The 24,164-nt window shown below is 67.2% G+C and carries 22 protein-coding genes; 21 read left to right on the plus strand and 1 reads right to left on the minus strand.

What is annotated here, in order from left to right; all coding sequences use genetic code 11:
• Positions 1-6: 6 nt before the first annotated feature.
• The 3 genes from AC3WS4_RS09780 to AC3WS4_RS09790 are packed head-to-tail and all read left to right on the plus strand — an operon-like array spanning position 7 to position 1,811.
• Positions 7-477, plus strand: a complete 471-nt coding sequence (locus AC3WS4_RS09780) for a GxxExxY protein (protein ID WP_492739087.1) — start codon at positions 7-9, stop codon at positions 475-477.
• Between the two features lie 6 nt (positions 478-483).
• The gene (fabG, locus tag AC3WS4_RS09785; protein ID WP_187138950.1) at positions 484-1,227 is read left to right on the plus strand and encodes a 3-oxoacyl-[acyl-carrier-protein] reductase; all 744 of its coding nucleotides are present in this window, start codon (positions 484-486) and stop codon (positions 1,225-1,227) included.
• Between the two features lie 44 nt (positions 1,228-1,271).
• Positions 1,272-1,811 (plus strand): hypothetical protein, encoded by a 540-nt coding sequence (locus AC3WS4_RS09790; RefSeq protein ID WP_492739086.1) that lies wholly within the window; start codon positions 1,272-1,274, stop codon positions 1,809-1,811.
• Between the two features lie 70 nt (positions 1,812-1,881).
• Here AC3WS4_RS09790 and AC3WS4_RS09795 read toward each other — a convergent pair whose 3' ends face one another.
• Positions 1,882-3,921 (minus strand): TonB-dependent receptor, encoded by a 2,040-nt coding sequence (locus tag AC3WS4_RS09795; protein WP_492742758.1) that lies wholly within the window; start codon positions 3,919-3,921, stop codon positions 1,882-1,884.
• A 400-nt stretch (positions 3,922-4,321) separates the two neighbouring features.
• Here AC3WS4_RS09795 and AC3WS4_RS09800 point away from each other — a divergent pair, with 400 nt between their 5' ends.
• The 18 genes from AC3WS4_RS09800 to ftsA all read left to right on the plus strand — a co-directional run bounded on the left by AC3WS4_RS09800 (position 4,322) and on the right by ftsA (position 24,105).
• Positions 4,322-5,293 (plus strand): cysteine synthase A, encoded by a 972-nt coding sequence (locus AC3WS4_RS09800; protein ID WP_492739084.1) that lies wholly within the window; start codon positions 4,322-4,324, stop codon positions 5,291-5,293.
• Between the two features lie 2 nt (positions 5,294-5,295).
• Complete coding sequence (locus AC3WS4_RS09805) at positions 5,296-5,676, plus strand: hypothetical protein (protein ID WP_492739184.1); 381 nt, start codon at positions 5,296-5,298, stop codon at positions 5,674-5,676.
• Positions 5,673-6,836, plus strand: a complete 1,164-nt coding sequence (locus AC3WS4_RS09810; RefSeq protein ID WP_492739083.1) for a motility-associated ABC transporter substrate-binding family protein — start codon at positions 5,673-5,675, stop codon at positions 6,834-6,836. The genes AC3WS4_RS09805 and AC3WS4_RS09810 overlap by 4 nt, the downstream gene beginning before the upstream one ends.
• Positions 6,837-7,121: 285 nt before the next feature.
• Entirely contained in the window at positions 7,122-7,643 is a 522-nt protein-coding gene (locus AC3WS4_RS09815) for a division/cell wall cluster transcriptional repressor MraZ (protein WP_492739082.1), read from the plus strand.
• Positions 7,640-8,632 carry a 16S rRNA (cytosine(1402)-N(4))-methyltransferase RsmH gene (rsmH, locus tag AC3WS4_RS09820; RefSeq protein ID WP_492739081.1) on the plus strand — a complete coding sequence of 331 codons (993 nt, stop codon included), beginning with the start codon at positions 7,640-7,642 and terminating at the stop codon, positions 8,630-8,632. Before AC3WS4_RS09815 ends, rsmH begins: the two co-directional genes overlap by 4 nt.
• A complete protein-coding gene (locus AC3WS4_RS09825) occupies positions 8,626-9,228 on the plus strand; it encodes a hypothetical protein (RefSeq protein ID WP_492739080.1) in 603 nt (200 codons plus the stop codon). Before rsmH ends, AC3WS4_RS09825 begins: the two co-directional genes overlap by 7 nt.
• Positions 9,225-10,916: a peptidoglycan D,D-transpeptidase FtsI family protein gene (locus AC3WS4_RS09830; RefSeq protein ID WP_492739079.1), complete on the plus strand. Its 1,692-nt coding sequence runs from the start codon at positions 9,225-9,227 to the stop codon at positions 10,914-10,916. Before AC3WS4_RS09825 ends, AC3WS4_RS09830 begins: the two co-directional genes overlap by 4 nt.
• A complete protein-coding gene (locus tag AC3WS4_RS09835) occupies positions 10,916-12,355 on the plus strand; it encodes a UDP-N-acetylmuramoyl-L-alanyl-D-glutamate--2,6-diaminopimelate ligase (protein ID WP_492739078.1) in 1,440 nt (479 codons plus the stop codon). The genes AC3WS4_RS09830 and AC3WS4_RS09835 overlap by 1 nt, the downstream gene beginning before the upstream one ends.
• A complete protein-coding gene (locus AC3WS4_RS09840; protein WP_492739077.1) occupies positions 12,352-13,728 on the plus strand; it encodes a UDP-N-acetylmuramoyl-tripeptide--D-alanyl-D-alanine ligase in 1,377 nt (458 codons plus the stop codon). Before AC3WS4_RS09835 ends, AC3WS4_RS09840 begins: the two co-directional genes overlap by 4 nt.
• Positions 13,728-14,798, plus strand: a complete 1,071-nt coding sequence (mraY, locus tag AC3WS4_RS09845) for a phospho-N-acetylmuramoyl-pentapeptide-transferase (protein ID WP_492739076.1) — start codon at positions 13,728-13,730, stop codon at positions 14,796-14,798. The genes AC3WS4_RS09840 and mraY overlap by 1 nt, the downstream gene beginning before the upstream one ends.
• On the plus strand, positions 14,795-16,111 hold the full coding sequence (murD, locus tag AC3WS4_RS09850) for a UDP-N-acetylmuramoyl-L-alanine--D-glutamate ligase (protein WP_492739075.1): 1,317 nt from the start codon (positions 14,795-14,797) through the stop codon (positions 16,109-16,111). The genes mraY and murD overlap by 4 nt, the downstream gene beginning before the upstream one ends.
• The gene (locus tag AC3WS4_RS09855; RefSeq protein ID WP_492739074.1) at positions 16,108-17,346 is read left to right on the plus strand and encodes an FtsW/RodA/SpoVE family cell cycle protein; all 1,239 of its coding nucleotides are present in this window, start codon (positions 16,108-16,110) and stop codon (positions 17,344-17,346) included. Before murD ends, AC3WS4_RS09855 begins: the two co-directional genes overlap by 4 nt.
• Positions 17,347-17,356: 10 nt before the next feature.
• Entirely contained in the window at positions 17,357-18,541 is a 1,185-nt protein-coding gene (murG, locus tag AC3WS4_RS09860; protein WP_056346892.1) for an undecaprenyldiphospho-muramoylpentapeptide beta-N-acetylglucosaminyltransferase, read from the plus strand.
• Positions 18,541-19,974, plus strand: a complete 1,434-nt coding sequence (murC, locus tag AC3WS4_RS09865) for a UDP-N-acetylmuramate--L-alanine ligase (protein ID WP_492739073.1) — start codon at positions 18,541-18,543, stop codon at positions 19,972-19,974. Before murG ends, murC begins: the two co-directional genes overlap by 1 nt.
• Before the next feature lie 115 nt (positions 19,975-20,089).
• Entirely contained in the window at positions 20,090-20,989 is a 900-nt protein-coding gene (murB, locus tag AC3WS4_RS09870; protein WP_492739072.1) for a UDP-N-acetylmuramate dehydrogenase, read from the plus strand.
• The gene (locus AC3WS4_RS09875; protein ID WP_492739071.1) at positions 20,986-21,909 is read left to right on the plus strand and encodes a D-alanine--D-alanine ligase; all 924 of its coding nucleotides are present in this window, start codon (positions 20,986-20,988) and stop codon (positions 21,907-21,909) included. Before murB ends, AC3WS4_RS09875 begins: the two co-directional genes overlap by 4 nt.
• Complete coding sequence (locus tag AC3WS4_RS09880; RefSeq protein ID WP_056346902.1) at positions 21,906-22,844, plus strand: cell division protein FtsQ/DivIB; 939 nt, start codon at positions 21,906-21,908, stop codon at positions 22,842-22,844. Before AC3WS4_RS09875 ends, AC3WS4_RS09880 begins: the two co-directional genes overlap by 4 nt.
• Before the next feature lie 4 nt (positions 22,845-22,848).
• Complete coding sequence (gene ftsA / locus AC3WS4_RS09885; RefSeq protein ID WP_056346903.1) at positions 22,849-24,105, plus strand: cell division protein FtsA; 1,257 nt, start codon at positions 22,849-22,851, stop codon at positions 24,103-24,105.
• Positions 24,106-24,164 lie beyond the last annotated feature (59 nt).

Consider the following 24,164-nt stretch of genomic DNA (forward strand, 5'->3'; position numbering starts at 1 on the left):
CTGGGGATGGGCGAGGCGGCGCTCCATATCGACCAGATATCGCATGACGTGATTGGCGTCGCGATGCGGCTACATAGCGAGATCGGTCCGGGGCTTCTGGAAAGTGTCTATGAGACGCTCCTTGCCGGTCGCCTGGCCGCCATGGGATACAAGGTTGATCGGCAATGGCCGATCAACGTCGTTTTCGACGGGATCGAATTTCGCGAGGTTGCGCGCGCCGATCTGGTGATCGACGACCGGCTGGTCGTCGAAATCAAATCCACCGAGAATCTGCATCCGGTGCACGCGAAACAGGTTCTCACATATCTGCGGTTGATGCATATGCCCGTCGGCCTGCTGATCAATTTTGGCGAGCCGACATTGAAGCAGGGAATTCGCCGCCTCGTAAACGACCATAAAGACTCTGCGTCCTCTGCGTCTCTGCGCGAAAAAACTGATACACCGACGTCCGGAAAAACCGGACCATTGCAAGGATAGATATTGATGTTCGATCTCACCGGCATGACCGCCCTCGTTACCGGCGCCAGCGGCGGCATCGGTTCGGCCATTGCGCAGGCGCTGGCGGCGCAGGGCGCGCGGCTCGCGGTTTCGGGGTCCAATGCCGACAAGCTGAACGCCTTTCGAGACACCCTCGGCGGCGACCATGTCGCGCTGCCGTGCAACCTTGGCGACAGCGCCGCGGTCGACGCGCTGGTCCCTTCGGCGGTCGAGGCGCTCGGCGGCAAGCTCGACATCCTCGTCAACAACGCCGGGGTGACGCGCGACAATCTGATCATGCGGATGAAGGACGAGGAATGGATGGACGTCATCCGCATCAACCTCGAAGCGAATTTCCGCCTCGCGCGCGCGGCGGCCAAGCCGATGATGAAGGCGCGCTTCGGGCGCATCATCTCGATCACCAGCGTCGTCGGCGCCACCGGCAATCCGGGGCAGGCCAATTATGCGGCGTCGAAGGCCGGCGTCACCGGCATGACCAAGGCGCTGGCGCAGGAACTGGCGAGCCGCGGGGTCACAGCGAATTGCGTCGCACCGGGCTTCATCGCCACCGCGATGACCGCCGAACTGCCCGACGCGCAGAAGGACGCGCTCAACACCCGCATACCGGCGGGGCGCATGGGCGAGGGCAGCGACATCGCCGCGGCGGTGGTCTATCTGGCCTCGAAAGAGGCGGGCTATGTCACCGGCCAGACGTTGCATGTTAACGGCGGCATGGCCATGCTGTCCTAGGCGACTGTATTGCCGAGGGAAATTCGGGTGGAAGGGACGATCCTATGTTGAAGGGAATCATGGCGGGCGCCTTGCTGGCATGGACCGCCATGCCTGGCGCCGCAATGGCGCAGGAAGGCGCCAAGTTCGACTGTGTGACGAAGGACGCCAATGCGACGCTGAAGGCGTCGATCGGGGCGGCGATGACCGGCGTCGGCGACGATGTGTCGCGCGACGCGCTGTTCAAGCAATTGGCGACGATCACCGACACCTGTGTCGCTCGCCACGGAATCGACGATGCAAACAAGGCCGACTATTTCGACTACGGCCTCGCGCGGATTTCGCGCGAATGGCTGATCGGCGACCTTGCGCGCAACAGCCTGTCGAACGCGCCGGTCGACAAGGCGCTCGATTTCGGTCCGAGCGGCACGAATCCGGACCTGTCGGCCGACATGACCGATGACCAGATCATGTCGATCGTCCAGGCCTATATCGACACCGGCGTCGACATCGAAAAGGTCGATTCGGGGGTGTGGGAAAAGGTCGGCGCATACGCCGCGGCGACCTCGATCTACTGGAACAAGCGCAAGCTGCTGCCCTTCTGACGGGACAATGAGCCGGGTCCGGCGGCGGTGCCGGACCCGGCTTCCCCGGGCGACCCTCCGGAAGAGGGATCTAGAAGCTCGCGCGGGCGGTAATCCGGATATCGCGGCCGGCGAGCGGCACATAATCCTTGGTGAAACTGGCGTGACGCCGCGCATCGACGTCGAAGATATTGTTTGCCGCCAGCGTCAGCGACAGATTCTTCGTTTCGGGCAGCGGACGCCAGGTCAGCGACGCGTTGACCAGCGTAAAGCCCTTGGTCGGGGTTTCGAAGGTTGCGATGCGGTTCTGGTCGTCGGTCCATTCGACCTCGGCGCGCGCGTCGATCCGGTCGCCCTGCGCTTCCAGCCCGCCGAGCACGCGCAGCGGCGGGATGCGCGGGACGTTTCCGTCGACGCCGGCGCCCTTGATCTTGGCGCGCGTCATGTCGGCGGTGACGTCGCCGACGATGTTGAAACCGGCGATCTGTGCGATCGGCGCCGCCGCTTCGAACTCGAAGCCGTAGGTGCGCGCCTTGTCCTGCAGGAACTGGAACAGCGGCAGATCGTCCTCGATCAGCCCGGTATCGCTTTCATAGATGAAGCCGTCGAACCAGCTCGCATAGCCGGTGAGCGCGACCGAATAGCCGTCGCGGTTGAACTTCAGCGACGCTTCGCCGCCCCAGCTCGTTTCCTTGTCGAAATCGGGATTGCCGCGTTCGAAGGTCTGGGTCGCGGCGTGCGGACCGTCGGACAGCAGCTCCTCGGCCGAGGGCGCGCGTTCGCTGTGCGAGACCGAGATGCTCGCCTTGATCCCGTCGGCGAGGGCATAGCTGAAACCGCCCGCACCCGAAAAAGCGTTGAACGACCGGTCGTAACCGATGCTGCTCGCCTTGATATTGCTCTTTTCGAACCGCAGCGCGCCCTCGAGCGTCAGCGGACCCATTTCCTTTTCCTGCAGCGTGAAGGCGGCAAGGCGGGTGGTTTCGTTGGGCGGCAGAAAGGCTTCGTCGCCGATCGCCGCGAAGTCGCGGAAGCTGTACTGCAAGCCGCTCGCGCCGCGCCAGCCGCCGCGGTCGTTCTGCGCCAGTTCGGTGCGGAACTCGATGCCCTTGTTGAGGAAGGTCGTGCCGGGGACGCCGTCGTCGAATTCGGTGTGGGCGTAATCGCCATAGGCGCCGCGCACGCGCAGTTTCTCGAACAGGCCGTCGCCCAGTTCGACCTCGCCGCGCAGGTCGACGCGGTACTGGCGCGACGAGATCGTCGGTTCCTCGCCCAGGTCGGCGCGCGGCGGGATGCCATAATCGCTTTCGAGATAGCCGAACGACAGGCCGAGCATGCCGCCGTCGTTGATATAGGCCGCGCCGACCCCGGCGCTCGTGCTGGTGCTCGCGCTGTTCGGGATGCGCCCGCGGCTGTTCGCGGCGCCGGTCAGGCGCGCGGCCTCATCGGCATCGCCGTCGGCGGTCGCATCGGCTGCAAGGCCGAGCAGGCGCTGGCGTAAAGGCTCGGCATAGATCAGCCCGCCGGCGCGGACATCGTTTGAATCGCGATAATTGCCATCGACGTGGAAGACGAGCTGTTTGGTCAGGGCGACGTCGACCGACGCGCCGACGCTCTTGTCGTCGGCGGCGCTGCCATAGCTGGCGAGCGCGTCGACGTGAAAGGGCGCTTCGGGAATGCCGCGCGGGATACGGCGGTCGAAGACGTTGACTGCGCCGCCGATCGCCTGGCTCGAAAACAGCAGGACCGACGGGCCGCGCAGGATCTCGATGCGTTCGGCGGTCAGCGGGTCGATGCTGACGCCATGGTCGGCCGAGGTCGAAGAGGCATCGATCGCGCCAAGGCCGTCGACGAGCACGCTGACGCGCTCACCCGAAAAACCGCGCAGCACGGGACGCGAGGCGCCGGGGGAGAAGCTGCTGGCCGACACGCCGGGCTGGCTGGTCAGGCTGTCGCCGATCTGGCCGCGAATATCCTGCGCCAGCTTTTCGCCTTCCATCACCGACACATTGCCCAATATGTCGAGGCTGCGCACATAAGGCGCGGTGACGATGATCGGCTGGTCGGTGTGATAATCGTCGTCGCCCGTCTGCGGTGCGGTGTCCTGCGCAAAGGCGGGCGCGGTCAGCATCAGGGCGAGGGTCGAAGCGGCGGAGCAAAGCAAGCGCATGGAGAGGAAATCCTGTTTTCGTTGGCGACTGTGGCGGCGTCAGTAATGATATATTGTTACAGAGGCAAGGGCCAGTTCCCGCCGTTCGTCGGGACCACGGCGCCGTCCGTCGATGAAGGGCGGTGGGGAGCGGCTGGTTTCGGGCGTGCCCCTGTCGTCACCCCGGACTTGATCCGGGGCCCGCCTTTTCTTTTATCCGACGGTCGACGAAGAAAGGCGGGTCCCGGGTCAAGCCCGGGATGACGGTGGCATAAGCGTCCGCTCCCCACCCCGACGCCGCTGCTCCCGGCAAAGCCCCGTCTTCGTCCTCCCAAAAGAAGCTGTCTTGCGGGCCGCGGGGCGGCGCCCTAGATCAAGCGCCATGACCATTGCGCACACCAGCCTCGAGCTGATCGGCAACACCCCGCTCGTCCTTCTGAAAGGCCCCAGCGCCGCCACTGGCTGCGAAATCTGGGGCAAATGCGAATATGCCAATCCCGGCGGATCGGTGAAGGATCGCGCCGCGCTGTATATCGTCCGCGATGCCGAGGCGAACGGCAGCCTGAAGCCCGGCGGCACGATCGTCGAGGGGACAGCGGGTAACACCGGCATCGGCCTCGCGCTCGTCGCCAATGCGCTCGGGTACCGGACGATCATCGTCATGCCCGACAACCAGAGCGCCGAGAAGATGGACACCATCCGCGCGCTCGGCGCCGAATTGGTGCTCGTGCCGCCGGCGCCCTTCGCCAATCCGGGCCATTTCGTCCACACCTCGCGCCGCATCGCCGAGGAAACCGACAATGCGATCTGGGCGAACCAGTTCGACAATATCGCCAACCGCAAGTCGCACATCTTCGGCACCGCCGAGGAAATCTGGGAGCAGATGGACGGCCGCATCGACGGTTTCACCTGTGCCGCGGGCACCGGCGGCACGATCGCGGGAACCGGGCTCGGCCTGAAAGCCAAGGACGAGAAAATCACCATCGCGCTGACCGACCCGCATGGTGCTGGACTCTATAATTATTACCAGTGCGGCGAACTCAAGCCCGAAGGATCGAGCGTCGCCGAGGGGATCGGCCAGAACCGCATCACCGGCAATCTCGACGGCGCGCCGATCGACACGCAATTCCGCATCTCGGATGCCGAAGGGCTGGCGGTGGTCCGCCAGCTGCTCGACGAGGAAGGGCTGTGCCTCGGCCTGTCGTCGGGGATCAACGTCGCGGGCGCGATGGCGCTGGCACGCCAGCTCGGCCCCGGCAAGCGCATTGCAACCATCCTGTGCGACAGCGGGTTTCGCTATCTCTCGACGCTCTACAACCCCGCGTGGCTGGCGAGCAAAGGATTGGCGGCGTGAACATGAAAAAGCCCAGGCCCTCGCCCGTATCGCCCGAACCGCTGGGTCCCAATGATTCGATGCGCCGGCTGCAGATCGGCATCGCCGGGGTGATGGCGGTGCTGCTGCTCGTCGGTCTCGCCGGGCTGATCGGGGAGCGGGCGCGCGAACAGGTCGCGAGCGATGCGGTGACCGCGGATCCCGCCGCGACCGGCACGCCCGAAAAGGGCAGCGGCGCCCCGCTCGAAGAACTGGGCGTCCAGCCGGTGACGCCGACGGCCGACGCTGCAAAGGCGGCCCCGTCTGCGGCCAAGGCCGCGCCCTTGCCGCCCGCGACGGCAAAGGTTCCCGACCTCGAACCCGATCCCGAACTGCAGCGCGCACGGAACAAATCGGCACAGTGACGCGCGCGCGTTTTGCCGGGCTGGCGCCGACGCTCCGACTGTCCGCCGCCTATGTCCTTCCGGCGCTGGCGCTGGCCTGGATATGCGGTGGCCAGATGCTGCTCGGAAGGGTCGACGCGGCGCTGGCAATCCCTCTGCTCATGCCGGGCGCGCTGCTCCTTGCATGGCTCATCCGGGGCGAGAGCCTGCGGGCGCGCGCCCGGACCTTTGCGGCGGCGTTGCTGATCCTGGCCATGACGCAGTTGGCGCTGCACTATGGACTGGCGGAGCGAATGGGTGGCCTCCAACTCGTCGTTACCTTGCTATGTGGTGGCGTAGGATGCGGCATTGCGGCAATCCTCATCGGGCGCACCGGTAATTGGCATGCGGCGCTGCGTTGGCCGGCAATGCTTCTCACGCTCATTTTGTGGTTTGTCGGCGGGCAGGCGTTGATCGGCCCAGCCTATGCAACATGGACCAAGCCGCTTTCGCAGCCCGTTGCCATGATAACGGGCCTGCCGCTGCGCTGGGCCGGGCAGGGCGGCGATTTTGCGGCGATGCTGGAGGCGGGGCCTTCCGAGGCGCAGGCGCTTTCGGAATTATACCGGAGGCTGGACGTTCGTGTCGTCGATAGTCTCGCGGATGTCGGCGATGAAGATGCCTTGCTCGTCGCTCATCCACGCGCGCTTGCGCCAGAGGAACTGGTCCGGCTCGACACACTCACCGCGCAGCCGCGCACCATCGTCATCCTTGCCGATGCGCTGTCGACCTGGCCGCCCGCCTATCCGCTCGGCGATCCGCGCAATCCGCCGGTGACCAGCCTGCTCACCCCGCTGCTCGACCATTGGGGGATAACGCTCGCCGCGCCCGATCCGGCGCGGGCGGGGGATGTCGATGTCTTCCTCGACCCGGCGGGGCAGAAGCTCCGGCTCCATTCGGCGGGCCGCTTTACGCGCCTGCCGGCCGGCTGTGCGACCTGGGGCGACCGCCGCGTCGCGCGCTGTCCGATCGGTCGGGCGACCGTCTGGCTCGTCGGGGACGCCGACCTGCTCCACGAAAGCCTGTGGCAGTCGCCGATCCCCGATGCGCTATGGCTCCGCCGGTCCGACAATATGAAATGGCTGGTCTCCGCCCTGGGCGGCCCCTCCAGGGCCTATTTCGAGCCGATCTGGATCCGCTGACCGCTGGAACCGGCGTTTTTCCGTCCGTTGATGCTTATCCACAGCGGCCTGCGGCGTGCGCGTCGCGGGCCATTGCCGCTCATTTGCGCGCCTTTCGCCCCGATCTGCCCTAGAAATGTGGTGAATTGACCCGGTCAGGCCCTAATTTACCCCTTTCCACCCCGACCGAGACTTGGTAGGCAGGAATCGGAGAGGGGCAATCTCCACCTGAGTCACTGGATTCGGAATTTTTGGATTCCGGGGTCGGGGAAGTTTTGCCCGGGGTGCTAGGCTGGGGGCAAATCGATGGCGGTTATCACGCCCGGCAGCTATTCCGGCACCGAATTCGCCGCGATCGATGGCAAGGGACGCATCGCCGTCCCCTCCGAATTCCGCAACAATGTGCCCCTCAATGCGGATGGCCAGCGCGTGCTTTGGGTCGGCTTTCACGAAAAGCTGCCCTGTCTGGTCGCTTATGGCCAGGACCAGTTCGACCGCCTCAACGACGAAATCGCCCGCGACCGCGACATCGCGCGCGACCGCGACCGCGATTATGACGAAGACGCCGAATATAAGAAGCGCTTCGACTTCACGAAGAACTACACGCTCGACGAAAGCGGTCGCTTCCTGCCGACCTTCTCGCACCGCGACAATCCTTACGATCCCGACGTGCTGGCGTTCGACGGCAGCGCCTGCGCCTTCGTCGGTGCGGGGCGCCGCTTCGAAATCTGGTGGCTGCCGCTGCTCGCCGCCTGCGAAGAGGCCGACCCGCGCCTGCGCCGCGTCGCCGCCGCATGGGAAGCCAGCAAGGCGAGGGGGCGGAAATGACCGACCTTGCCCCCAATGTCTTCAGGGATCCGCGCCATGACCCCGTGCTCCGCGACGAGATTGTCGCCGCGCTCGCGATCGCGCCCGGCGAATGCCATGTCGACGCCACCTTCGGCGCCGGCGGCTATGCCCGCGCGCTGCTCGCGGCGGGCGCTCAGGTCGTCGCCTGTGACCGCGATCCCGATGCGATCGCGGAGGGCCAGGCACTCGTCGCCGAAGCCGCCGGCCGGCTGACGCTGGTCCACGGTCGCTTTGGCGAAATCGACCGGCTGCTCGCCGAGCGCGGCATCGATGCCGTCGACGGCATCGTCTTCGACATCGGCGTCTCATCGATGCAGCTCGACCGCGCCGAACGCGGCTTTTCGTTCCAGAACGACGGCCCGCTGAACATGACGATGGCGCAGGACGGCGAGACCGCGGCCGACTGGCTGAACAGCGCCGACGAAGGCGCGATCGCCGATGTGCTGTTCCATTATGGCGACGAACGCCAGTCGCGCCGCGTCGCACGCGCGATCGTCGCGGCGCGCCCGCTCACCCGCACCGGCGAACTCGCGACGGTGATCCGCAAGGCGCTGCGCCACCCGCCCGGGGCCCCCAAGGACCCGGCGACGCGCAGTTTTCAGGCGATCCGCATCCACATCAACGGCGAACTCGACGAGCTCAAGGCCGGGCTCGACGCCGCCGAGCGGCTGCTGCGTCCCGGCGGCCGGCTCGCGGTGGTGTCGTTCCACAGCACCGAGGACCGCATCGTGAAGAATTTCCTGCGCGAACGGAGCGGAGGCGATGCCGCCGGTTCGCGCCACCGGCCCGCGCTAGCCCCTCCGGCGCGGGCCGCAACTTTCCTGCCCCCGGCGCGCCGGGTGCGCCCGGGCAAGGATGAAGAAGCCCGCAACCCCCGCGCCCGTTCGGCGACATTGCGCAGCGCGGTGCGCACCGAAGCGGCGGCATGGTCCGCGGGTTCGACGACACAGGAGGCGATCTCATGCTGATGGCGGCGCGCAAATTGCAGGGTATCGGGCTGGTGTTGCTCGTGCTGGTGTTCGCGATGATGCTCTATCCGGTGTCGCTGAAGGTCGCGGCGACACGCAGCGAACTCGCGCAGATCAACCAGCAGATCAATCGCACCCGCGACAATATCCGCTACCTCGAATCCGAACTCGCGGTGCGCGCGTCGATGCGCCAGCTCGAGCAATGGAACGCCGAAACCTTCGGCTATTCGGCGCCGTCGGCGAGCCAGTATCTCGCGAACGAGCGCCAGCTTGCTTCGGTCGGCCGCTTGCCGCGCGCGCGCGGTGCCAATGACGTCGCGCCGGTGCTGATGGCGATGGTGTCGCCGGTCGCGCTGCCCGAAAAGGCCAAGCCCGCCGCCGCCACGGCGCCGGACGCCCCCGCCGCCCCAGCCGCGGCGCCGAAGCCGGCGGCGATCAAGCTTGCCGCGGTCCAGTCGGACACGCCGCCGCGCATGGCGCCGACCCGCCGCCGCGAACAATTGAAGATGATCGAGGACCAGCTCCTCGCCGAATCGACGCTCGCCGATCTCAAGCGGGCTGCCGCCGCCGAAGCAGGGGAAGCCAGGGGCCGATGAACACGCTGGTCGTCCGTCCGACACGCGTCCGTACCGCCGGGGTGCGGCAGCAACTGCTGCTCACCGCACAGCAGCGGCTGATGATCCTGATGCTGCTGTTCACGGCGGCGATCTTTTTCGTGTCGCTGCGTCTGCTCTATTTCGCGGCGTTCGACACGACGCCGCAGCGCGGCACCGCCGCGGCCTTCGTTCCGGCGCGCGCCGACATCGTCGACCGCAACGGCGTGCCGCTGGCGCGCACCATCGACGGCTATTCAATCCGCGTCGTGCCGTCGAAGCTGCTCAACAACCGTGCCTATCTGGCCGACGAACTGGTCAAGATCTTCCCCGACACCCCGCGCGAGGAATTTCTCGCCAAGCTGACTGGCCCGCGCGCCACCTATATTCGCCGCCGCGCGCTGCCCGACCAGGTCGCGGCGGTGAACGCGATCGGTGAGATCGGCTTCGATTTCCCGCGCGAGAAGGAGCGGCTCTATCCGCAGCTCAGCCTCGCGGCGCACACGCTGGGTTTCATCAACGCCGAGGGGCAGGGCGTCACCGGGATCGAGGGCGCCTATGACAAGCGCCTGACCGACGCCGCGACGCGCGGCCAGCCGCTCGCGCTGTCGATCGACGCGCGGGTGCAGGGCGTGCTCGAAAGCGAACTCGGCAGCGCGGTGACGAACCTCGAGGCGATCGGCGGCGCGGGGATCATCCTCGACGTCCACACCGGCGAAGTGCTGGCGATGTCGTCGCTGCCGACCTTCAACCCGAACAAGCTGACCGGCAGCGACCCCGCGACGCGCCGCAACGCCGTGACCTATAATCTCTATGAGCTGGGTTCGACCTTCAAGCCGCTGACCGTCGCGGCGGCGATCGACGCCGGCACGGTGACCAGCATGGCGCGGCGCTACGATGCGACCCAGCCGCTCGCGATCGCGGGTTTCCGGATCCGCGACAGCCATCCGGCGGGGCGCTGGTACAATGTGCCCGAAACGCTGATCCACAGCTCGAACATCGTCACCGCGCAGATCGCCGACGAACTGGGCCGCGAGAAGATGGAGGCGATGTTCCGCAGCGTCGATTTCGACAAACGGCCGGGCATCGAGCTGAAAGAACGGGCATTTCCGCTGTGGCCTAAAAACTGGGGCCGGCTGACCACGATGACGACCGGCTATGGTCACGGGATCGCGGTCACCCCGCTGCACCTCGCCAGCGCCTATGCCGCGCTGGTCAACGGCGGCATCTACCGCCCGGCGACGATGCTCAAGCTGGGCGACAAGGCGCCGCCGCAGGGCCGCCGCGTCTTCAAGGCGTCGACCAGCGCGCGGATGCGCCAGTTGCTCCGTCTGATCGTGTCCGACGGCACCGGCAAGCAGGCCGAGGCGCCCGGCTTCCGCGTCGGCGGGAAAACCGGAAGTGCCGAAAAGCCCGGCATCGGCGGGTATAACCGGACGTCGGTCGTCGCGACCTTTGCCGCGGCATTTCCGATGGATAACCCGCGTTACGTGGTTATCGCGATGATCGACCAGCCCAAGGGCAATGCCTATAGTTCGGGCCAGCGCACCGCGGGCTGGACCGCGGCGCCGGTGGTCAAAAAAGTCGTGATGCGCGCGGGTCCGATGCTCGGCGTCTTCCCCGACGAAAGCCGCGACGTCGACGTGTCCGAACTGACCCCGCTGCTCTGGAGAAACGGGGAAGCCGAGTAATGCGTCTCGCGGCGCTGATCGAAAATCAGGCTTTGTCGGGCGCCGACCCCGTCGTCACCGGGCTCGCGATCGACCATCGCAAGGTTGCGCCGGGGACGATCTTCGGCGCCTTCGTCGGCGAAAAGTTCAACGGCGAGGATTTTATCGCCGCCGCGATCGAGGCGGGCGCGATAGCCATCGTCGCGCGGCCCGAGGCGAGGGTCGAGGGCGCGGTCCATATCGCCGACGCCAATCCGCGCCGCGCCTTCGCGCATATCGCCGCGCGCTTTTTCCACAAATTTCCCGCGACCTGCGTCGCGGTGACCGGCACCAACGGCAAGACCTCGACCGTCGAGATGACCCGCCAGCTGTGGCGCATGGCGGGCTTCCACGCCGCGTCGATCGGCACGCTCGGCGTCACCGCCGGCGATGACCGCGTCGTCACCGGGCTGACCACCCCCGATATTGTTACCTTCCTGTCGAACATGGCGGGCCTTGCCGCCGAGGGGGTGACCCACGCCGCGTTCGAGGCATCGAGCCACGGCCTCGACCAGTATCGGACCGAGGGCCTGCCGGTGAAGGCCGCCGCCTTCACCAATCTCAGCCACGATCATCTCGATTATCATGGCGACATGGACAGCTACATGGCCGCGAAGATGCGGCTGTTCCGCGAGGTCGTCGACCCGAACGGCACGGTCGTTATCTGGAACGACGACATGTGGTCGCCGGCCGCCGAATATGAAGCGAAACAGCGCGGCGTTCGCATCCTCACCGTCGGCCAGCATGGCGAGGACCTGCGTCTCGTCTCGCGCGAGCCGACCCAACTCGGGCAATCGCTGATGATCGCGGCGGGTCCGGTGGTGCAGAAAGTCACCCTGCCGCTGATCGGCGCCTATCAGGTCGCCAATGCGCTGGTTTCGGCGGGCCTCGTTATCGCGACCGGCGGCGATGTCGCGCAGACGCTCGGCAATCTCGCGCGGCTCCAGCCGGTGCGCGGGCGCCTCGAACGCGCCGCGATCACCAAAACGGGCGCGCCGGTCTATGTCGATTATGCCCACACCCCCGACGCGATCGAGGCGGCGCTCGACGCGCTTCGCCCGCACGCGACCGGCCGCCTGATCCTCGTCTTCGGTGCCGGTGGCGACCGCGACAAGGACAAGCGCCCCGAAATGGGCCGGGTCGCCGCCGCGAAGGCCGACATCGCGATCATCACCGACGACAATCCGCGCGGCGAGGATGCCGCGACGATCCGCGCCGCGATCGCCGCCGGCGCGCCGGGCGCGCAGGTCATCGGCGACCGCCGCGCCGCCATCGCCGCCGCGATCGCCGAGGCGCGCGCCGACGACATCGTCTGCATCGCGGGCAAGGGGCATGAACAGGGCCAGATCGTCGGCCGGGGCGACGCGATGCGCGTCATTCCCTTCGACGATGTGACCGTCGCGCGCGAGGAGGCGGCATGAACCCGCTGTGGACCGCGCGCGCCATCGCCGCTGCGACCGGCGGCACCGCCAGCGCCGACTTCACCGTCCACGGCGTCGCCTTCGACTCGCGCGAAGTGGGGAAGGGCGACCTGTTCGTCGCCATGAAGGGCGAGGCGACCGACGGCCATCACTTCATCGATAAGGCGATCGCCGCGGGCGCGGCAGGGATCGTCTGCGAAACCGCCATCGACCATCCGCATGTCCGCGTCGCCGACAGCGCCCTCGCGCTGAACGCGCTGGGTATCGCGTCGCGCGCGCGCTGCCATGGCCGGATCATCGGCGTGACCGGCTCGGCGGGCAAGACGGGGACCAAAGAGGCGCTGTTCGCGGCGCTCGACCGCTTCCGCCCGGGCAAGGCGCATCGCTCGGTCAAAAGCTACAACAACCATGTCGGCGTGCCCTTGAGCCTGTCGCGCATGCCCTCGACCGCCGATTATGGCGTGTTCGAAATGGGCATGAACCACGCCGGCGAACTCGCCGCGCTGACCCGGATGGTGCGCCCGCACGTCGCCATCGTCACCACCATCGCGCCGGCGCATATGGAATTTTTCGGCAGCGAAGCGGCGATCGCCGACGCCAAGGGCGAAATTTTCGAAGGCCTCGAACCCGGCGGTACCGCGATCGTGCCCTTCGACAGCCCGCATTATGCACGGCTGCGCGCCAAGGCCGAGCAGCACGCCGGGCAGGTGGTGAGCTTCGGGCTCGGCGCCGGCGCCGATGTCCGTGCGGTCGACTGGCTGCCCGACGGGCAGGGCGGTTCGCTCGTCACCGCGCAGGTTCAGGAAGCCTTGCTCTGCTTCAACATCGCGCAGGCCGGCGCGCATTGGGTATCGAACGCGCTCGCGGTGCTCGCCGCGGTGAAAGCCGTCGGTGGCGACCTTCCCGCGGCGGGGCTCGCCTTTGCCGAGATGGCCGGACTCGCCGGGCGCGGCGCGCGCCACCGGCTGGCGCTCGGCGGCGGCCACATCCTGCTGATCGACGAAAGCTATAATGCCAACCCCGCGTCGATGGTCGCCACGATCGACCAGCTCGGCAGCGAATCCGCCGACCGCCGCGTCGCGATTCTCGGTGCGATGAAGGAACTCGGCCCGGGCGGCGAGGCCTATCATGCCGGTTTGGCCGCTCCGCTCGTCGCAGCGGGCGTGCAGTTCGCCTTGCTCGTCGGCGAAGAGATGGCGCCGCTCGCCAAAGCGCTTGAGGGGCGTATCGATTTCGCGCATGTGCCCGACCATCGGGCCGCCAAAGAGCGGCTGAAAGACTTGATCCGCGCCGGCGATGCCGTGCTGGTCAAGGGGTCGAACAGCGTTGGCCTGTCGCATCTGGTGACGGCGCTGACCAACGGGGAATATTGATGCTGTACTGGCTGGCGGAATGGCTTGGCTTTCCGGGGGTCCTCAACCTCATTCGTTATCTGAGCTTCCGCTCGGGCGCCGCGGTCGCGACCGCGCTGATCATCGGCCTGTGGATTGGCCCGCGCTTCATCCTGATGCTGCGCATGCGCCAGGGCAAGGGCCAGCCGATCCGCGACGATGGACCGCAGACGCATCTCGCGAAAAAGGGCACGCCGACGATGGGCGGGCTGATGATCCTGATTTCGCTGATGATTTCGGCGCTGCTCTGGATGGATTTGTCGAACCGTTTTGTCTGGGCCTGCCTGTTCGTCACCGGCGGTTTCGCGGTCGTCGGCTTCCTCGACGATCTCGACAAGGTCACCAAGGCCAGCCACCGCGGCATCCCCGGCCGCGTCCGCCTGCTGATCGAATTCGTCATCGCGGGGGTCGCGGTGTTCCTGATCGTGTCGCGCACCGGTACCGACCTGTATCTGCCCTTCTTCAGCGGCATCGTGCTCGAACTCGGGCCCTTTTATTATCTCTTCGCGATGGTGATGATCGTCGGCTTCGGCAATGCGGTGAACCTGACCGACGGGCTCGACGGACTCGCGACCTTCCCCGTGATCATCGCCAGCCTCGCCTTCCTCGTCATCGTCTATCTGTCGGGCAACGTGAAATTCGCCGAATATCTCGGCATCCCGCACGTCCCCGGCGCGGGCGAACTGGCGATCTTCGCCGCCGCGATCATCGGCGCCTGCCTCGCCTTCCTGTGGTTCAACGCGCCCCCCGCGGCGGTGTTCATGGGCGACACCGGCAGCCTCGCATTGGGCGGCGCGCTCGCGACGATCGCGGTGACCGCCCAGCATGAACTGGTGCTCGTCATCATCGGCGGCTTGTTCGTCGTCGAGGCACTGTCGGTGATCATCCAGGTCGCCTGGTACAAACGCACCGGCAAGCGCGTCTTCCGCATGGCGCCGATCCACCATCATTTCGAACAGCTCGGCTGGCCCGAATCGACCGTCGTGATCCGTTTCTGGATCGTGTCGATCGTTCTCGCGCTGGCAGGGCTTGCGACGCTCAAGCTCCGGTGATCACCAGCCGCGCCTTTGCCGGTCGCCGCTACGCGGTGCTGGGGCTGGCGCGCTCGGGGCTCGCGACGGTCGAGGCACTCGTCGCCAGCGGTGCCGGCGTCACCGCGTGGGACGACCGTGAGGAAGCGCGCGACGAGGCGATGGCGCTCGGCGCCGACATCGGCAATCCGCTGGAGATCGACCTGATCGGTTTCGCGGGCGTCGTCGTGTCGCCCGGCGTCCCGCTCAACCGCCACCCGATCGCCGCCCACGCGCGCGAGGCGCATGTCCCGGTGATCGGCGATGTCGAGCTGTTCGCCGAAGCGCGCGCGGAGCTGCCGCCGCACAAGGTCGTCGGCATCACCGGCACCAACGGCAAGTCGACCGTCACCGCACTGGTCACCCATATGCTCGAAAGCGCGGGCATCCCGACGCTGATGGGCGGCAATATCGGCCTGCCGATCCTCAGCCGCGATCCGCTCGCCCCCAATGAAAACGGCGTCGGGGTCTATGTCCTCGAACTGTCGAGCTACCAGATCGACCTGTCGCACAGCCTCGCCTGCGATGTCGCGCTGCTCACCAACCTCACCCCCGACCATCTCGACCGCTACGACGGTTTCGCGGGCTATGCCGCGTCGAAGGCGCGCTTGTTCTCGCTCCAGCACCGCGATCAGGTCGCGATCGTCGCGGTCGACGACGACCCGTCGAAGATCATCGCGGGGCGGATCAATCACCGCCTGTTTCGCGTCTCGGGCAAGGATGTCGACCCCGTCGACCAGATGCGCTGGCCGGCGCTGCAGGGGCCGCACAATGCGCAGAACGCGGTCTGCGCGATCGCGGTGTGCCGCGTCCTCGGGTTGAACGACGAACAGATCGAAGCCGGCCTCGCCACCTACAAGGCGTTGCCGCATCGCATGGAACTGGTCGGCGAAGTCGCTGGCGTCCGCTGGTACAATGACAGCAAGGCGACCAACGCGGCTTCCGCTGCACCGGCGCTGGCGGCCTTTCCGCCGGCGCCGGACCAGCGTCTGCACTGGATCGCCGGCGGGCAGGCCAAGGGCGACGGGTTGTCCGCCTGCCGTCCCTGGTTCGGACACGTCAAGCGTGCCTATCTGATCGGCGAGGCAATGGACGGTTTCGCGGCCGAGATCGGCGATGCGATTCCCGTCGACCGTTCGGGCGACCTCGCGACCGCGGTCGCGCGCGCGGCGGCGGTCGCCGAGCCGGGCGACATCATACTGCTGTCGCCGGCCTGCGCGTCGTTCGACCAGTTCAAGAGTTTCGAGGAGCGCGGCGACCGCTTTCGCGCCATCGTCAAGGCATTCGGGGCATGAGCGGGGGGCTCGACAATATGGACGCGACCAACGAACGGCCGATCATCGCCACGACGCGCAGCAGCAAGCGGCGCGGCCCGCGGCTCAGCCGCGCCGACCGCACCCCGCTCGGCCTGTGGTTCTGGGAAATCGACCGCGTGCTGCTGCTGCTCGTGTCGATGCTGATCGCGGTCGGCCTCGTTGCCGTCACCGCCGCCTCGCCGGTCGCGGCGCAGAAGCTCTCGACCTCGACCGCCAGCCTCGACCCGCTCTATTATTTCTATCGCCAGCTGATGTGGGTGCTCGTCGGCGTGCCGGTGATGCTCGCGGTGTCGATGCTGCCCAAACAGCAGGCACGGCGTTTCGCGATCTACGGCACCATCACCTTCATGGGGCTGCTCTTCCTCGTGCCGCTGATCGGCACCGAAGTGAACGGCGCGCAGCGCTGGCTCGGCAGCGGCATGTTCCGCCTCCAGCCGTCGGAGTTTCTCAAGCCCTTCTTCGCGGTCGCGCTCGCATGGGTGCTGTCGCTGCGGCTGCAGGACCAGAGCCTGCCCGTCGTGCCGCTCAGCTTCGTGCTCACAGGTATCATCGCGATGCTGCTGATGGGCCAGCCCGACCTTGGCCAGACGATCATCTTCATCGCGACCTGGCTCGTCCTCGTCCTTGTCGCCGGCCTGTCGATGCGGATCATGGGCATGCTCGCGGCGGGCGGCCTTGCCGGTATCGTCCTCGCCTATTTCTTCTATCCGGTCGCGCAGCAGCGCATCAACATCTGGCTGTTTGCCGAGGGCGACAGCTTCCAGGTCGACAAGGCGCACGCGACGCTCACCGCCGGCGGGCTGATCGGCACCGGTCCCGGCGCGGGCCTCGCCAAATTCCAGCTGCCCGAGGCGCATACCGACTATATCTTCTCGGTGATCGGCGAGGAGTTCGGGATGATCGCGTGCATGGCGATCGCGATCCTCTATCTCGCGATCATCGTCCGTGTCCTCGTTCGCCTGCTCGACGAAGAGGACAGCTTCCTGATCCTCGCGGTCGCCGGCCTGATCGCGCAGTTCGGCGGACAGGCGATCATCAACATGGCGGTGAACACCCAGCTCTTCCCGTCGAAGGGGATGACCTTGCCCTTCATCAGCTACGGCGGCTCGTCGATGATCGCGCTGTCGATCGGCATGGGTTTGCTCTTGTCGCTGACCCGGCGGAACCCCTATGCCGCAAGGGTATCGATGACCCGCAACTGGAACAAAAAATGACGGCCCGCAAATGACCGCAACGCGTCACTATCTTCTCGCCGCCGGGGGGACCGGCGGCCACATGCTTCCCGCTTATGCGCTGGCGGGCGAGCTGATTTCGCGCGGCCACCGCGTCGCGCTGGTCAGCGACGACCGCGGCCTCAAGATTCCCGGCGCCCCCGCCGAACTCGAAACCCATGTCCTGCCCGCCGGGCGCGTCGCTGGCGGCCCGATCGGCTGGGTCAAGGCGGCGCTGGCGATCCGCAAGGGGCGGCGCCTCGGCATCGAGTTGATCAATGAATTCGACCCTGCGGTCGTCGTCGGCTTCGGCGGCTATCCCTCGCTTCCCAGCCTGCTCGCCGCCAAGGCGACCAGGCGCCCGAGCGTGATCCACGAGCAGAACGCCGTGCTCGGCCGCACCAACCGGTTGATGGCATCGCGCGTCGACGCGATCGCGGTCGCCTATCGCAACATCCATCGTTTCCCCGAAGCGCTGGCGCTCAAGCGCCACCTGACCGGCAACCCGGTGCGCGAGGAGGTCATCGCGATCCGCGAGGAAGGTTATCCGCCGCTTCCCGAGGACGGCATCCTGCGCCTGCTCGTCGTCGGCGGCAGCCTCGGCGCGACGGTGCTCAGCGAGGTTGTTCCCGCCGCCATCGCGATGTTGCCGCGTGCCTTGCTCGACCGGTTGCAGATCGTCCAGCAGGCGCGCGAGGCCGATATCGAGGGCGTGCGCGCCAAATATGCCGAGCTGGGCGTTGCCGCCGAATGCGCGCCCTATTTCGCCGACATCCCCGACCGCATGCGCTGGGCGCATCTGGTGATCGCGCGCGCTGGCGCCTCGACCGTGTCCGAACTCGCCTGCGCCGGTCGCCCCGCGGTGTTCGTGCCCTATCCGCACGCGATGGACGACCATCAGACCTACAACGTCGCCGATCTCGTCGAGGCGGGTGGCGCAGTGTCGTTCGCGCAGCCTGACTTCACCGCCGCGGCGCTCGCTAAGCAGATCCAGCGCATGGCGCTCGAACCCGGCGCGCTCGAGGAAGCGGCTGCGCGCGCGGCGAGCTGCGGCCTGCCCGACGCGACGCGCGACCTCGCCGACCTCGTCGAATCGCTCGCCGCGCCGCCGATGATGGATGTCATCCGTGTCGGTGCGCCGTCGCGCTCGGCCGCCGTCGCGGGCGGCGTCGCCGCGACGCGTTCGGGAGACCGCTGATGCGCGGCGTCGCGACCGACATCGGCACCATCCACTTCATCGGCATCGGCGGCATCGGCATGTCGGGCATCGCCGAGGTGATGCACAACCTCGGCTATCAGGTGCAGGGCAGCGATATCGCCGACGGCTATGTGATCGAAGGCCTGCGCAAGCGCGGCATCAAGGTCGCGATCGGCCACGAGGCCTCGAACGTCGACGGCGTCGCGGTCGTCGTGACCTCGACCGCGGTCAAGCGCGGAAATCCGGAGGTCGAGGCCGCCTTGGCCGGCCGCATCCCGATCGTCCGCCGCGCCGAAATGCTCGCCGAACTGATGCGGCTGAAATCGACCGTCGCGATCGCGGGGACGCACGGCAAGACGACGACGACCAGCCTCGTCGCGGCGCTGCTCGACGCGGGCGGCATCGACCCGACCGTGATCAACGGCGGCATCATCAACAATTATGGCTCGAACGCGCGGCTTGGTGCGTCGGACTGGATGGTGGTCGAGGCCGACGAAAGCGACGGCAGCTTCCTGCGCCTCGACGGAACGATCGCGGTGGTCACCAACATCGATCCCGAACATCTCGACCATTATGGCAGCTTCGACGCGATCAAGGACGCCTTTGTCGAGTTTATCGAAAATGTGCCCTTCTATGGCGCCGCGATGCTCTGCCTCGACCATCCCGAGGTACAGGCGATCATCCCGCGCATCCGCGACCGCCGCATTATCACCTATGGCTTCTCGGCGCAGGCCGATGTGCGCGGCACCAACGTGACGCCGGGCGCCGACGGCAATCGTTTCGACGTCGTCGTGCGCGACCGCGACGGCAACAGCCGGACGATCGAGGGCATCCATTTGCCGATGTCGGGGCGCCACAATGTCCAGAACGCGCTCGCTGCGATCGCGGTGGCGCTGCACATGGGGGTGTCGGACGAGAAGGTCGCCTCGGGCTTCAACGGTTTCGCCGGGGTCAAGCGCCGCTTCACCAAGGTCGGCGAGATCGCGGCGGGTGAGGGCGTGGTGACCGTCATCGACGATTACGCCCACCACCCCGTCGAAATCCGCGCCGTGCTCTCGGCCGCGCGCGAGGGTGTCGGGGCAGGGCGCGTCGTCGCGGTCGTCCAGCCGCACCGTTTCACCCGGCTTCGCGACCATATGGACGATTTCCAGCAGGCGTTTAACGACGCCGACATCGTGCTGGCTCTGCCCGTCTACACGGCGGGCGAAAGCCCGATCGAGGGCGTGTCGTCGGACACGCTCGTGGCGGGGCTGCGCGATCGCGGGCATCGCCAGGCGTCAACCGTCGCCGACGCCGATGCGCTGGCGGCCGCCATCGCCCAGACGATCGCTGCGGGTGACCTCGGTGCAGGCGACAAGATCATCTGCCTCGGCGCGGGCGACATCACCAAGATGGCGGCGGGTTTGGCCGCGGCGGTGGAGCGCGCGGCGTGACAAGCTTCTCCGTTCCCATCCCATCTCCGTTTGTGTCGAGCGAAGTCGAGACATGCCAGCGCAGCGCCACGCGTCCCTCGACTTCGCTCGGGACGAACGGGGAAGGGATGCGGTTGTGAGCGACCTTGCCACCCTCCCGGCCGTGCGCGGCAAGCTGACGGCAAAGGCGCCGCTGGCCCCGCTCGTCTGGTTCAAGTCGGGCGGCCCCGCCGACTGGCTGTTCGAGCCGAAAGACGCTGACGATCTTGCCGATTTCCTCCGCGACCTCGACCCCGCAACGCCCGTCATGGCGCTCGGCCTCGGGTCGAACCTGATCATTCGCGACGGCGGCTTCCCCGGCGTCGTCGTCCGCCTTGGCAAGGCCTTTGCCAAGGTCGAAGCCATCGACGCGACCACGCTGCGCTGCGGCGGCGGCGCCTCGGGCATTCTCGTTTCCTCGACCGCGCGCGACGCCGGCATCGCCGGCATGGAATTCCTGCGTTCGATCCCCGGCACCGTGGGCGGCTTCGTGCGCATGAACGGCGGCGCCTATGGCGGCGAGGTCAAGGACATCCTGATCGACGCCGACATCGTGCTGCGCTCGGGCGAGCGCCGCACGCTCGTGCTCGCCGACCTCGGCTACACCTATCGCCACAGCGAATTGCCCGAGGGTGCGGTCGTCGTCGGCGCGACCTTCCGCGGCCGCCCCGGCGAACCCGCCGCGATCCAGGCCGAAATGGACCGCATCTCGGCGAGCCGCGAAGCCTCGCAGCCCTTGCGCTCGAAAACCGGCGGCTCGACCTTCAAGAACCCCGACGGCCGCAAGGCGTGGCAACTCGTCGACGAAGCCGGCTGCCGCGGCTTTATGGTCGGCGGCGCGCAGGTCAGCGAGAAGCACACCAATTTCCTCATCAACACCGGCGAGGCGACAAGCGCCGACATCGAAGCGCTCGGCGAGGAAGTGCGCCGCCGCGTGAAGGCGAAGAGCGGCGTCGAATTGCAATGGGAAATACAGCGCGTGGGAGTGAAGAAGTGAGCCGGGGTCCGTGGCATGTCGCCGTCCTGATGGGCGGCTGGTCCGCCGAGCGCGAAGTCTCGCTGATGAGCGGCAAGGGCATCGCCGACGCGCTCGAATCGCGCGGGCACCGGGTCACGCGCATCGACATGGACCGCGACGTCGCGCGGCGGCTCGCCGATGCCAATCCCGACGTCGTGTTCAACGCGCTCCACGGCGTCCCCGGTGAGGATGGCACGGTGCAGGGCATGCTCGACCTGATGGGCCTCAAATATACCCACAGCGGTCTCGTCACCTCGGTGATCGCGATCGACAAGGAACTGACCAAGCAGGCGCTCGTCCCGCACGGCATCCCGATGCCCGTGGGCACGATGGTCGACAGCGAAAGCCTGTTTTCGGTCGACCCGCTGCCGCGTCCCTATGTCCTGAAACCTGTCAACGAAGGCTCGTCGGTCGGGGTCGCGATCGTCAAGGACGACAGCAATTACGGCAATCCGATCGCGCGCGGTGCGGTGGGGCCCTGGCAGGAATTCGACCGCCTGCTCGCCGAACCCTTCATCAAGGGCCGCGAACTGACCGTCGCGGTGCTCGGCGATCAGGCGCTCGGGGTCACCGAACTGCGGGTGAAGTCGGGCTTCTACGACTATGACGCCAAATATACCGACGGGCTGACCGAACATGTCTGCCCCGCGGAGGTGCCCGACGACGTCGCGGAGCGCATGAAGGACCTCGCGGTCCAGGCGCACCGCCTTCTCGGCTGCAAGGGCGCTTCGCGCTCCGATTTTCGCTGGGACGACGAGCATGGCCTCGCGGGCATCTTCCTGCTCGAGGTCAATACCCAGCCGGGGATGACGCCGCTCAGCCTGGTGCCCGAACAGGCACGCGCGATCGGCATGGATTATGCGGAACTGGTCGAACGCATCGTGGGGGAAGCATTATGAGCCAGAAGATCAAGCGGCCTACGTCGGCGCCGCGCCGCCCGGCGCGCGCGCCGAAAAAGCGCAAGACGATCAAGACGTCGCGCGTCGACGCGGTGATCAACGCGCTGCCGATCAGTCCGCAGCGGCTGCAGCAGGTCGCCAACTGGACGATCGGCCTCGGCCTCTTCGCCGTGGTCGGTCTTGCCGCCCATGCGACGGGCGTGACGGCAAAGGTGCAGGAGGAATATGCGCAGGCGGTCGGCCGCGCCGGCTTCCAGGTCAAGAAGGTCGAGGTCGTCGGCGCCGACCGCATCGACCGGCTCAAGGTCTATGACATCGCGCTGGCGCAAAAGGACCGCTCGATGGCGGCGCTCGACCTCGAAGGGGTGCGCGGCGACCTGATGAAATATGGCTGGATCAAGGATGCGCGCGTCTCGCGCCGCCTGCCCGACACGCTCGTCGTCGACATCGTCGAGCGCACCCCGGCGGCGATCTGGCAGCACAACAACCGGCTGTCGCTGATCGACGAAAATGGCGTCGTGCTCGAACCCGTCACCATCGCGACGATGCCCGACCTGCCGCTCGTCATCGGGCCGAAGGCGAACCAGCGCTCGCAGGACCTCGACCGCCTGCTCGCCGAAGCGAGCAGCCTCAAGGAATTGCTCGCCGGCGCGACCTGGGTCGGCAACCGTCGCTGGGATCTGCGTTTCCGCAGCGGCGAGACGCTGTCGCTGCCCGAAGGCGAGACCGAGGCCAAGGCCGCGCTCGCCAAATTCGCGCATATGGACGGCGCCAACCGGTTGCTCGGACGCGGTATCCTGCGCTTCGACATGCGCGACCCCAACCGTTTTGTGCTACGCTTGCCGCACGAAGGACAGGTGGCACCCGCGAAGCTCGAAGGCGCGCGCGCCGCCGCCGACGCGCTGGCCGCCGCGACCGCGGCCGAAGAAGGATAGGGCGATGGCGCCGCCGCGCATCGAGAAGATCATCACCGCGCTCGATGTCGGGTCGTGGAAGGTGTGCGCGCTGATCGCGGGCCAGACCGCCGACGGCGCGCTCCACGTCCTCGGCACCGGCCAGCGCGAAAGCCGCGGCGTCCAGCGCGGCTATGTCGCCGACATGGAACAGACCGAACATGTCGTGCGCGAGGCGATCGAACAGGCCGAGCGCATCGCCGGGCTCAACATCGACGATGTCTGGGTCGCCTTCTCGGCGGGCAGCCTCTTGAGCGACGTCGCCCCGATCGAAAGCGAACTCGGCGGCCATCGCATCGAGCAGGAGGATGTCGACGACCTGCTCGCCGCGGGCCGCGCCGGCATCGATCCCGAAGGCCGCATGATCCTCCACGCCCAGCCCGCGCTCTACACGCTCGACGGCCTCACCGGGGTCAAGAACCCCATCGGCCTCCACGCCGACCGGCTCGGCGTCGACATCCATATCATCATGGCCGATGGCGCCCCGGTGCGGAACCTCGAGGCCGCGGTGCGCCAGGCGCATCTCGACGTCAACGCCGTGGTCGCCTCGCCAATCGCCGCCGGCCTCTCGTGCCTGTCGGACGAGGAACGCGACCTCGGCGTCGCACTTGTCGAGCTTGGCGCGTCGGTGACCACCGTCTCGCTCTATGCCGGCGGCATGCTCGTCGAAATGGCGTCGCTGCCGTTCGGCGCCAGCGACATCACCGACGACATCGCCTCGGCTTTCGGTATCCGCCGCAGCCAGGCGCAGCGCCTGCAGAGCTTCTACGGCTCGGCCTCGGCCAGCCCGCGCGATAACAACGAGATCATCGAACTCGAACCCGGCGCACCCAGCGGATCGGAATCGCCGCGCATCACCCGCGCCCAGCTTGTCACGGTGATCCGCCAGCGCCTCGACGCGATGATGGGAGAGATCGGCAGGACGTTGAAAGACCTGCATTTCGTCGGCCCGATCGGCCGTCAGGTGGTGCTGGTCGGCGGCGGCGCCGACCTGAAGGGGATCGCCGATTACACCCAGAGCGCGCTCGGCCGCGCGGCGCGGGTGGGCCGCCCCAAGGGCCTGCTCGGGCTGCCCGACGCCCATTCGGGACCGGCTTTCGCGACGCTTGCCGGGCTGGTGCTTTACGCTGCGTCGGACCCGGTGGACCTGCGCGACCTGCCGATGATGTCGCAGGACGTCTATCGTCCGCGCAGTACCGGAATTATCAATCGCCTGATGGCTGCACTTAAAAACAGTTTCTAGCGACGAGTTGCGCGAAAGGGTTAATTTTTTGAGTGATTCCGGCGTCACAATAGTGCAAT

The sequence above is a fragment of the Sphingopyxis sp. EU05-FHT14B03 genome (assembly GCF_058790875.1).